Origin of the sequence: Moorena sp. SIO4E2, assembly GCF_010671945.1 — a bacterium.
GTDB classification, from domain to species: domain Bacteria; phylum Cyanobacteriota; class Cyanobacteriia; order Cyanobacteriales; family Coleofasciculaceae; genus Moorena; species Moorena producens.
The window spans coordinates 1-11,116 of sequence record NZ_JAAHIE010000225.1 but is presented as its reverse complement, the minus strand read 5'-3'; the positions used below and the strand labels follow the sequence as shown (position 1 = coordinate 11,116).

At 43.9% G+C, this 11,116-nt stretch carries 11 protein-coding genes; 6 read left to right on the top strand and 5 right to left on the bottom strand.

The annotated features are described in order from the left end of the window. On the top strand, positions 1-752 hold a 752-nt coding region (locus F6K37_RS21320; protein ID WP_287251976.1), incomplete at its 5' end, for an FG-GAP repeat protein. Between the two features lie 93 nt (positions 753-845). Here the strand turns inward: F6K37_RS21320 and F6K37_RS21315 are convergent. From F6K37_RS21315 to F6K37_RS21305, 3 genes are all read right to left on the bottom strand, one after another. Further along, positions 846-5,942, bottom strand: coding sequence for a WD40 domain-containing protein (locus F6K37_RS21315; RefSeq protein WP_287251975.1), 5,097 nt, complete (start codon positions 5,940-5,942; stop codon positions 846-848). Positions 5,943-5,971: 29 nt separating this feature from the next. Continuing rightward, positions 5,972-6,109 (bottom strand): hypothetical protein, encoded by a 138-nt coding sequence (locus tag F6K37_RS21310; protein WP_154659796.1) that lies wholly within the window; start codon positions 6,107-6,109, stop codon positions 5,972-5,974. Positions 6,110-6,216: 107 nt separating this feature from the next. Beyond that, the gene (locus tag F6K37_RS21305) at positions 6,217-6,396 is read right to left on the bottom strand and encodes a hypothetical protein (RefSeq protein ID WP_154659797.1); all 180 of its coding nucleotides are present in this window, start codon (positions 6,394-6,396) and stop codon (positions 6,217-6,219) included. Between the two features lie 354 nt (positions 6,397-6,750). On the opposite strand from F6K37_RS21305, the gene F6K37_RS21300 reads away from it, so the two are divergent. The 3 genes from F6K37_RS21300 (at position 6,751) to F6K37_RS21290 (ending at position 8,449) form a co-directional block, all read left to right on the top strand. Continuing rightward, positions 6,751-7,335 (top strand): thioredoxin family protein, encoded by a 585-nt coding sequence (locus tag F6K37_RS21300; protein WP_008184625.1) that lies wholly within the window; start codon positions 6,751-6,753, stop codon positions 7,333-7,335. Between the two features lie 447 nt (positions 7,336-7,782). Further along, complete coding sequence (locus tag F6K37_RS21295) at positions 7,783-8,043, top strand: hypothetical protein (RefSeq protein WP_287251972.1); 261 nt, start codon at positions 7,783-7,785, stop codon at positions 8,041-8,043. Positions 8,044-8,095: 52 nt separating this feature from the next. Then, on the top strand, positions 8,096-8,449 hold the full coding sequence (locus F6K37_RS21290) for a pepsin/retropepsin-like aspartic protease family protein (RefSeq protein ID WP_502887762.1): 354 nt from the start codon (positions 8,096-8,098) through the stop codon (positions 8,447-8,449). A gap of 152 nt (positions 8,450-8,601) precedes the next feature. On the opposite strand, the gene F6K37_RS21285 is transcribed toward F6K37_RS21290, so the two are convergent. Beyond that, positions 8,602-8,976, bottom strand: a complete 375-nt coding sequence (locus tag F6K37_RS21285) for a winged helix-turn-helix transcriptional regulator (protein WP_165691884.1) — start codon at positions 8,974-8,976, stop codon at positions 8,602-8,604. A 135-nt stretch (positions 8,977-9,111) separates the two neighbouring features. Between F6K37_RS21285 and F6K37_RS21280 the strand changes: the two genes are divergently transcribed. Both F6K37_RS21280 and F6K37_RS21275 read left to right on the top strand, forming a co-directional pair. Continuing rightward, entirely contained in the window at positions 9,112-9,729 is a 618-nt protein-coding gene (locus F6K37_RS21280; protein WP_287251969.1) for an NAD(P)H-dependent oxidoreductase, read from the top strand. A gap of 38 nt (positions 9,730-9,767) precedes the next feature. Further along, positions 9,768-10,487: a glutathione S-transferase family protein gene (locus tag F6K37_RS21275; protein ID WP_287251967.1), complete on the top strand. Its 720-nt coding sequence runs from the start codon at positions 9,768-9,770 to the stop codon at positions 10,485-10,487. Positions 10,488-10,907: 420 nt separating this feature from the next. Here F6K37_RS21275 and F6K37_RS21270 read toward each other — a convergent pair. Further along, positions 10,908-11,116: hemopexin repeat-containing protein (locus tag F6K37_RS21270; protein WP_287251965.1), on the bottom strand; the 209-nt coding region annotated here is incomplete at its 5' end.

Here is an 11,116-nt window from a genome sequence, read left to right as displayed (position 1 = left end):
TTCAGATCAGGTTTCAATGTTTGCACCAGCAAGTTAACCTGGTTCATGAGGGTTTCGTTGAAAGTTGTTGTTTTTTCCATGAAACCCTTTTCCTGTCTATCTTTTCAACTTTTTGTCCTGTACTTAGCAAATTCTTTACCCAGACGGCCTTTCCTCAAGGGGGTGATGAAGAAGGTGACCGCTTTGGTAGCAGTTTAGCTGCGGGAGATTTCGACGGGGATGGCTATGATGACCTGGCTATCGGTGCTCCTTATGAAGATTTGACCAATGGGAACGTAACCGATGGAGGTAAAGTTAATACCCTCTATGGTTCTGTAACAGGCTTGACTACCACTGGTAGCCAACTCTGGACTCAAGACGATCTCATTGGCAGCAACCCTGAAAGATTTGACCGCTTCGGAACTACCTTAGCTGTGGGCGACTTTAACAAGGACGGTTACGATGACTTAGCCGTGGGAAGTCCCTATGAAAATATCAATTCAATCACTGATGCTGGGGCTGTAAACATTATCTACGGTTCCGTCTTTGGTTTGACTACTACTGGCAACCAGTTCTGGACCCAAGATAGTTCTGGCGTTAACGATATAGCTGAGAGGTACGATAACTTTGGATCTAGCTTGGCGGTGCAGGACTTCAATGGGGACGGCTACGATGACTTAGCCATAGGAGTTCCTGGTGAAGACCTCGGAAGTATTATCAATTCTGGTGCTACTCAAATCCTCTATGGCTCAGCAATCGGTCTAGTTGTGTAGAGCAGCTTGTTTATAGCAGTATTTAGCTAGGGAACAGCGGATCACCGGAACAGGGAACAGGGAATCCTGTGTACCTGATTAGACTAAAAAAAGCTATACTCCCGATTCCCGACTCCCGTTCCCCTCCTGGGAGGGGTTAGGGGTGGGTTCCGATTCCCGATTCCCGATTCCCGATTCCCCATTCAACAGTTCTGGTAAAACCCCATCACACAATTTGCGATCGCTTTCACTCAAGGTCGGATTATGGTTCAAATAGTCCCTGATCCAATAGCACCCCTTCACCAATAAATCCTTTAAATCAGAGCTTAAATCAGAGGTAGTGGTATGACTCCCCCTGGTAACTATCCCCTGTCCAGGTTTTACACCTAGGACTGTACTGTCATTAATCGGTCCGCCAACGGTTTTGATTTCTGTACCATCGATATTCCAGATTTTAGCAGTACCATCTTCACTGACCGATACCAAAGTTTCACCATCAGCCAGGAAACAGGCATTGCACACAGGAGCAAGATGTCCTTTTAGGGTTTTGAATTCCTTACCATCACGAGTCCAAAGCTTTACCGTCCTATCAGCACTAACTGAAGCAATAATTTGACTGTCAGGACTAAAAACAACACCTCTAACTCCTGCTTGATGTCCTTGTAAGGTAGTGATCAGTTTACCATCCAAACTCCATAGTTTCACCGTTTTATCAGCACTAGCGGAAGCCATAATTTCACCATCCCCACTGAATCTCAAACAGACTATTTTTAGACTATGGGCTGGAATCGTATCGATTAAGCTACCATCAAGATGCCAACGTTTAATGGTTTTATCTTCTCCAGCGGAAGCCAGCATTTGACCATCCTGACTGAATCTAATGGTATAGATTTTAGCAATATGACCGTTAAGAGTATTTAAGAGTACTCCCTTATCCTGTCCATACTTATCATCAATCCCCCACAGCTTGATAATTCTGTCATTACCCGCAGAGGCCAGGATTTTACCATCAGGACTAAAACTTAGACTCCTGATACTCAGACCATGGGCTGGAAAGGTTTGCAGTAAGGCTCCATTAAGATGCCAAATTTTAATGATACCATCCACACTAGCAGTGGCTAATAGTTTTGCTTTAGGACTAAAACTGACACTCCTGACACTAGCTTGATGTCCTGAAAATGTTCTGAGTAATGTGCCTTCTAAATTCCATAGTTTCACTGTTTTATCTTCACTAGCTGAAGCATACTGCTGACCGGTAGAATTAAAACAAAAGCCGATAAGTTTACCAGTATGGCTTTGCTGAGTATTCAGTCCAATGCCCTTAAGACTCCAAAGTCTGATAGTTTTATCTACACTAGCAGAAGCCAGTAGCCGTCCATCGGGGCTGAAACTTACCCCACACACAGACCCTTTGTGTCCTCGTAAGGTCTTGAGCTTAATGCCATCAAGGTTATACAGTCGAATTCGATTATCTTTACTTGCTAGTGCTAATAGTTGACCATCGGGACTAAATCTAACCCGATAGACTGGCAAGCCATAATTATCGATGGAGTTGAGTTCTTTGCCATCTATATTCCAGAGTTTAGCGGTACCGTCCCAACTCCCGGAAGCCAGCATCTGACCATCTGGACTAAAGCAGACACTCAAGACACCCCTAGCATGACGATTGAAAATTTTGGGCCAACTACTGTGTAAATTCCAGAGCTTGATAGTGCCATCTTCACTAGCGATCGCAAGGGATTTACCATCAGGACTAAAACTAATCCCAAAGTTAGCAGGACCAAACCTGGTCAGGGTTTTAATCCGAGTACCATTAGGATGCCAGAGCTGGATCGTGCCATCCTTACTAGCAGCAGCAATGGTTTGACCATCGGGACTAAAACTAATGTTGAAAACTTGGTTTTTATGACCTCTGAGAGTTTTCAGTAACCTACCATCCCGTTGCCAGAGTTTGATGGTGCTATCAGCACTAGCAGAGGCAAACATCTCACCATTGGGACTAAAGTTAATGCTAAACACTTGCTCCTTGTGGCCCCGACAGCTTGTCAAAGCTTTCCCATCAATTCCCCAAATCCTGATCGTGCCATCTTCACTAGCAGAGGTAATTAGTTTACCATCAGGACTTAAACAAACACCAAATACTCCCGCATTATGTCCTTCCAAACGATTGCACTCTTGCAAGTTATTGATAATTTCCTGAAGCTGATTGACTTGTTGCTGTTTGATATCAGGAGTAACCTCTGTGGTGAGTAATCGTTTACCAGCTTTTACACTAGCGACCAATGCTCCTAACTGGTCGTGGGAAGATAGTAGAGCTTGAGATAGAGAATTAAGGGCTTTAATTTCTGCAATTTCTGCTCGTCTTCGTTCCTCTTGTTCTTGATGGAGTGCTTGCTTTAGTTCTTCTTTGGTGAGTTTTAACTCCGCTAGGATTTGAGGCTCTTGTCCTTGGCGAATAAATGATACTAAATAATCATGAACTAACTGATAACGATCAGCGGGGTATTCTGGCACTTCAAAGACTAACCCAGAACCCACTAGCACTTCTAATCCTAAATCTAGTTGCTCCTCTTCTAAGTCCAAATCTTCCGCTAATTCAGCCTTAGTCTTTAGGGGCCGCATCCCGTTTTCATCGGTAAGCAAATACAAAACAAGTTTAGTGATTCGTTCGTTCTCTTCACCACAGTCTTTAATAGCTGTTTCTAGGTATCGTTCAACCAGTTTTTCCTTAGGACCTTTGGCTATATAATCTGCTAAGGTGGTAATTTTTTCCGCTTGGAGCTGAGCTCCTACCACTTGCAATTCAATGGGGAGCACCTCATTGGTATCTCCTGCTAAATCCTTAACTAAGGCATCCGTTAGCTTTGGCTCTAGAGAAAATGCCGTGTGTTCAGTTAAGCTTTGAATAACTGATTGAGCTTGCTTTGGGGAAAAGTTACCGAGATAGTAAAGAATTGTTTTATCTAAAATATTGTTGTTGATGACATCTAAGTTAATTAGACGGTTACACTCTAACAAATAATGAATGTCATCTTCTCGAAGGGATAAAATAATTTTAACATAGGGAATATTCAAACAATTCTTCAGGAAGTCATAGAAAACCAGTCGTTGTTTTATGTCTTTGGCAGCAAAGAAAAATTCTTCAAATTGGTCAAAGACTAAAACCACTAGGATATTTTCTTCTGTTATTTTCCAGAATGTCTTGAGAATTGCGCTTGTTGTTTCGAGAGTATTAGCCTGATAGTTAATCAGGTGTTTTTCGGCCAGAGACTTGGCTAAGGCTTTCCCAAATTCCGGAATCCAATCGGTATAAACTTGCTGGAAAACCGTTAAAACCTCACGGGAGCCAATGGTTTTTTGTTTCAAAGTGGGAATTAACCCAGCTTGGACAAGGGAACTTTTACCTACTCCTGATTGACCATAAATTACCGTTAGTTTATGGTCACTACGGCCCATACGTTGCATTAAGCGATTAACATCCCCTTGTCTACCAGAGGCAGCAATGGCTGGGGTGACAGAATTGTGCGGTTCTAGATCAGGTAATGCTGGGTTAGTTACCTGTTGTTTAGGCTGCAATCGACCAGCACCAATAAAGGCTCGAAAATTGTACTGCTGCTCAATCGAGCGTCGTTCTTGTTTAACCCGAAAAGCAGTCAAATAGTTACCTTGTTGGCAGTAGCACTGGCGCAGTTCTTCTAAAATCCGAATGTAAAGCTCTGGATCATACTGGGGTTTGGTTCTGGCTTTGGCCGTTTCCAGAGTTGTCAGACTGTCTTGGATTTTAGCTTGCTGCTGTTGCTGTTGCGATCGCTCAGCCCCACCAAGCGATCGCGCGGCCCCACGATGCGATCGCGCTAGAGACAATAAATACCAACCTTGGTGAAATGAGCGCTCCCAATCACAATCGGTATCGAGTGAGCATGAGGTTGGTGTACAGAATTCAGACAATGCCTCTTCTAAGATTGACAGAGCCTGTTGGGCTAACTGTTGCGCGTTAGTCCAATCAGATTTCCATAAAGCAACTTCTGCTAAAAAGCCATAGGCTCGCGCTAGTCTAAAGGGATTACCATAGGTTTGATGGAGAGTCAAGGCTGTGTTAGCAACCGCCTCCAACTCATCCCACTGTCCCAGTCGTTGCAGTACTTCTGCCCAAGGATTAATAAACTTGGCAACTAAGTCTGGTCGCTGAGCCTGTTCAAAGACCTTAATACATTGCTGATAATACTCTGCGGCATGACCACAAGCCACTTTATGTTCAGCCCGATGTCTCTCACCATAGGTACGCCACCATAATCCTAAATAATACAGTAAGCATCCAATCCGCTCTGATGAGGAGGTGAATGTTTGGGGTTTTCCCTCGGTTGCCCTGGCCTCTGGCTCAATCTGCTGCCAAAGGGCTAAACTACGCTGATAATGTTCCAGAGACTCTTGTGATGACCCATCACCGGCACGACCCAAGACAAATTCTAAACTGGCTTCTAACGGTGGGTCTAATCTGACTTTACGATGGTTTAGCTCATTCTGGGCTGACTTTAACTCGGTGCGGCGAGTCGAACCAATGCCCAAATTCAAGTCATCATTGTCTAGAAATCTACCAGCACCAGAGTTTAATACTTTGCCATAGACCTGATTGACGGTTTGCTCGATAAAATCAATTAACTCATCCGTTGCCATCTCAAAGCCAATGGGAGTAGCAGCCCAACTGGTGAAATCTGGTGCTACTCGTCTGAGCTTGTGTTGGACCTGATCGGTTACCCATAACACCAGGGGGAAGGGGAACGTTTTGCGAAATTCATCCCGTGCATTATTGGTAGAAACCAATAGCCGATCAATATCCTTGACTAATTCCAAATTGTGAACAATCACGGCATTGGGTAGTTCTGAAGTCAGTTCCGCTTGAACATTGCTATAGAGGTTAAGAGCCGATGAGGCCAAAGCCCTGGAGTGAAACTTAATCTGGTAGTGTTCTGTCAGTTGTTGTGTTAATCGCTGCCGCAATGATTGATAATTACAACGGGCTAAAATCAGAGAAAATTGTCCCTGAGAAAATGCGATCGCCCGTGCTAGCATTCTTAATGATTCATTGTTATTGTCATTGAAATCTTTGGGTTGGACGGTCATATTCATTCCAACTGTTGTGCTTCTGCCAAAATCGGATTTACGCCCTGACCATCCCCTCTGCTGATCTTGGTCGCCATGGAGCGCGTTCATGGGGGGGTTTCTACCATCAGTGACTACTGCTAACCCTTAGGGTTCCCTCCCTTGGGCAACGGTTGTGCTTTCCAAGGGTAGCGCGTTCGCGTAGCGTGGCCGAAAGGCCATTGTTTTATGACAAGGGTTTGATAGGGATCTTCATCTTTTACTCGCCTTTGCTGCAACACCTGAAACAGTCATTCCCATTCATCATCGGTAACCGCTGGCACCAGAATCTTCCGTTCCTTTCTGATTACCTTTTCCAAACAACTCCCTCTTGGAAGTGGATATATTATACCACGTTTTTTTGGTTGAAGGTTGAAGGTTGGTTGATTGAAGGTTGGTTGATTGAAGGTTGGTTGGTTGAAGGTTGGTTGATTGAAGGTTGGTTGGTTGAAGGTTGGTTGGTTGAAGGTGGTTTGGTTGAAGGTTGAAGAGGGTTTGCTGGTTTGGTTCTGGGTCGGATTACCATATATAGCAGAAGTCAGAAGTCAGAAGTCATTTGTCAGAAGTCAAACTCTTGCGCTTCTTGATGCAGTCGCTCATGGGGGAAACCCCCAAGACCGCGCTGCATCGCTTACAAAGGGTGTGAGACTTTTGTCATGTCCTAACTGCCCTGGCGACTGCTATAGCACTACCCATTCAGATGTTTGACATTCCTAAACTCCGAAACTTAGTCATAGCTTACTTGCGGACTTGCGGACTTGCGGACTTGCGGACTTGCGCGTAGCGCTATATCAGATCATAGCCGTTGCCATGGGATCTGATATGGTAGGCAAGGTTAGAAGAATATAAGTTGTCACCGCAATAGTTTAGGAGTAAAACGATGGCACTAGTTAACTCGACAATGTTGTCCTTAGGTACCAAAGCACCAGAGTTTCAGTTACCGGATGCGGTTTCTGGGGAGACGATTTCCTTAGACACCTTTGCCGGTAAGCAGGGGTTACTGGTCATGTTTATCTGCCGCCATTGTCCTTTTGTTAAACATGTACAGGGAGAATTGGCTAAGCTAGGGAAAGACTATGCCGATGCTAATATCGGTATGGTGGCGATTAGCGCTAATGATGCCGATAATTACCCGGATGATGCTCCCGATAAACTTAAGGAAATGGCTCAGGAGCTGGGATTCACTTTTCCCTTCTGTCATGATCAAAGTCAGGAAACCGCTCAGACCTATACAGCTGCTTGTACCCCAGATTTTTTTGTATTCGATGCTAACCAAGAGCTAGTTTACCGAGGTCAATTGGATGATAGTCGTCCTAGTAATGGGATACCAGTTACCGGTAAGGATTTACGAGCAGCTATTGATGCGGTGCTAGGGTCGCAACCAGTGAATTCTGAGCAAAAGCCTAGTATTGGTTGCAATATTAAGTGGAAACCGGGGAATGAACCGGCTTATTTTGGTGTTTGAGATGTTTCTGAATTGAGAATGAAGAATGAAGAATGAAGAATGAAGAATGTAGAATGTAGAATGTAGAATTAATAATTTATAAGAATGTAGAATGTAGAATGTAGAATGCAGAATTCAGGGTGTTGCTGAATCAAGGAATGAATAGAAGTAGAGTGGGCATCCTGCCCGCCCGAAAATATATTGAAACTGGCAAGATGCCAGTTCCACGCCTGAGGCCCATTCCACAGGTGCGACCCAAGGCCGCGAGGGATTGCTCGCGGCCTCGGAGGCGCGCACCTACTCTTAAAATCATTCCATTATTAAGCAACGCCGAATGCCGAATTCTAAATTCTAAATTCTAAATTCTAAATTCTAAATTCTAAATTCTAAATTCTAAATTCTAAATTCTAAATTCTAAATTCTAAATTCTACATTCTACCTATAGCATTTTCATTTGAGAGAACCAATATGTCCCTCAGCGAACTTTTACCCACGGTTAGTAAACTATCTCATCAAGATAAACTTCGACTCATCCACTTTCTTCTCCTTGCAGTTGCTAAAGAAGAAGGATGTAGCCTAGAATCTGTTGAAGATAGTGATTCTGAAAACGTGCTTCTGAATCAGTTGGCATCAACTGAAGCTGTGTTCTGGTCTCCTCAGGCAGATCGCGAGGCAGTTCAAGCCTTGTCAGATCTTCTGGTAGCAGCACAGGAAGCAGCCAATGGTTGATGGTCAAGGTTTTTAATTTACAGAGCGAACCGATAGCCTTGGGCGATCGAGCATCATGCCATATTTACCCTTGATTCTCAGTTTGGGGAACCGTTCTCTAGAAGTGATGGCATTGTTGGATACCGGTGCAAGTGTCAATGTTCTGCCTTACGAGATTGGCGTACAGCTAGGGGCAGTCTGGGAGAACCAAACCATCTCCATTCCCTTGAGTGGGAACTTGGCTCAAAGTCAGGCACGAGGATTGGTTATTTCGGGTACAGTTGCTTCGTTTTCGCCTGTTTTGCTGGCATTTGCTTGGACTCAATCCAAAGACGTGCCTGTAATTCTCGGACACATGAACTTTTTCGCGGAATTCAACGTGTGTTTTTATCGGCACCAGTTAGCTTTTGAGGTTTACCCAAGATAAAAACCAATTAATAGTATGACAAAATATAGCATTTTTATTTGAGATGTAAACATAGGATTGATAGAAAAAGCGATACAGCGATGCATCGCTACTCTCGACTCCCATTAACCCCAAGGGCGGGTTACCTCACCGAATTGAGAACTGCTAAAAGATTAGATATTATATTCCTCTGCCCATTTCTTTAGCTCCTCCAGAAATCTGAGGGCTGTTCGACCAAAATCTGTGATTTCATAGGCCACAGCAATGGGCTTGGTACTGATGACGTTACGCTTGACTAAGCCCGTATCCTCCATTTCTCTTAGCCGCTGGGTCACCATTTTTTTGCTAGCTCCGCCGATCTGGCGCGCCAGATCGTTGAATCGCATCGGGCCATCCTTGAGATGCCAAAGAATCGATCCTTTCCATTTGCCACCCAAAATCCTCATTCCACGCTCGATTGGACAGGGGCTGAGACAGGGGTCAATGGCTTTCTTGATGCGATCGCTATCGCTATTGGTTTTGATGTCGATATCGCTATCTGTTTCCATGTCCATGACGGAACTCATTTTTTATACCTGGTTACTAAACGTATACTAGTTGACTATAGTAACTTTAATTTTTACCATGAAGCAATACATGAAGCAATAACTGTACACATTATCTGATGGGGGGAAGTAATAGTCATGAAAACTTTGCTTTTGATTTTGGGCAAAGAGACTAAGGAGTTCGCCAAAGGCCGCTACAATCAAGGTCTTTTCGAGATAGCGGTGGAAATATTGAAAGCTCAATACGAGCTACTCACCACTGTTGTGGAAGAAGACTACAACATTCCAGAGGAGATTGCGAAATTCAAGCAAGCTGATGGGGTAATCTTTCAGTACCCAGTGTATTGGTTCATGATGCCGTCAATCCTGAAGCGTTACATAGACGATGTTTACGCCTATGGTGAGTTTTTCGGGCACAGTGATGGCTCATACGGATCGGGTGGCCTGATGAATGGCAAGAAATTCATGCTGTCTACTACATGGAATGCGCCCGCCGATGTTTTTAATAATCCCAATAGTTTCTTTGAAGGACGCTCACTAGAAGAGGTGCTGCTGCCCATGCGTAAGAGTCATGAGTTTTGTGGCTTCGAGGAATTGCCCCATTTCGCTTGCTACAACGTGATCAAAAATCCACAATTTGACGCTGACCGAGACCGATACATCAGTCACCTAAAGATGGTGTTTCTTGACTCCGCCCATGATTTAGGTGTTGAAGTAGCAGAGCCTCTGTCTGCTCAGTGCTCTAAAGCTCATTAAAACTTATTCTTAGTCAATATCTCATCCAAAGAAAAATCATGACCAAACAAGCTGAAATTCATCTCTACACCGCATCGACTATGAACGGATGGAAGCCGCTGATCTTTCTTGAAGAAGCAGAAGTGGACTATGAGATGACCTATATTGACTTTTCCAAAAAAGAACAAAAGTCAGACTGGTACAAATCTCTTAACCCTAACGGGCGTATTCCGACCATCGTGGATCGTAGCAACGACAATTTTGTTGTTTTTGAGTCGGGTGCAATTCTTTGGTATCTAGCCGAGAAATATGGGAAGTTCCTTCCCGAGGGGGAAAAAGCCCGATCCCAAGCACTTCAGTGGCTGATGTTTCAGATGAGTGGCATTGGACCGATTATGGGTCAGGCGATGTACTTTCAGCGGATTGCTGAACCTCAAGGGCATCGTGATGAATTTGCCATCAAGCGCTATGGGACAGAATCACGCAGGCTGCTGGAAGTCTTGGATCAGCAGCTTGAGGGGAAAACTTACATCCTTGGCAATGACTTCACTATTGTAGATATAGCTACTTATCCTTGGGCACGAGCTTATTACTGGGCAAAAGTATCAGTGGATGGGCTGAACAACCTTCAAGCCTGGTTTGACCGTATTGATGCCCGAGCTGCAACTCAACGTGCACTAGAGCTCCCCAAACCTTTTCCTGCCTTTTTTGGAAAAGGGGATGTGGCTGCCGCAGAAGCTGCTAATTCTGCACGTTTTAAAAATGATGTTAAACCATAAGCCATGGATGATGGAAACAAAAATTAACACTCGGGGAAATAAAAATGTGATAACATCCTAGTCGTTGATCAGGCAAGATTGGGCAAAGCAAAATTTTTGTCCAAGGTGTTTGTTTGCCAAAAATGTTGGTAAACAATAAGCACATCCCTTGATTTGATCCCATAAAAGGCTATTTATATATTGTTGACTATTTAAAGTAAACTGTTAAATGTTAACTATGGATTGCCCCGGGATCTTAATTTCTTGGTTAGATAGAGAGAATTATAAAGGGATAAATTCTGTCAAAATTCCCCCGAATAGTTGGGGAAAATTCAGCTCCTATCCTGTTCTCATCTGCCCCCCTCAGTCTAAATCGAGCAATGTTACAGCCCTGCCGATTTTCGGGTGGTAAGGTCGGGAGCAACTGTTGACAGTTAACGGTTAACACTGAACAGTGAAAAAAACTATACACCTTACATCTTCTTTGATTAACACTGAAAAGTAAACCAAACTGTACAGGTCATTAGTTGTTCTGGGATAGCCGTTGTCCAAATGACAAAACTCTTTGTCTGAAAAACGAACATACTCATTGCCAGAAAAGAAATAGGTTTTTCCATCTTTTCCGGTAAAGGCTGCATGTATTTTAGTAA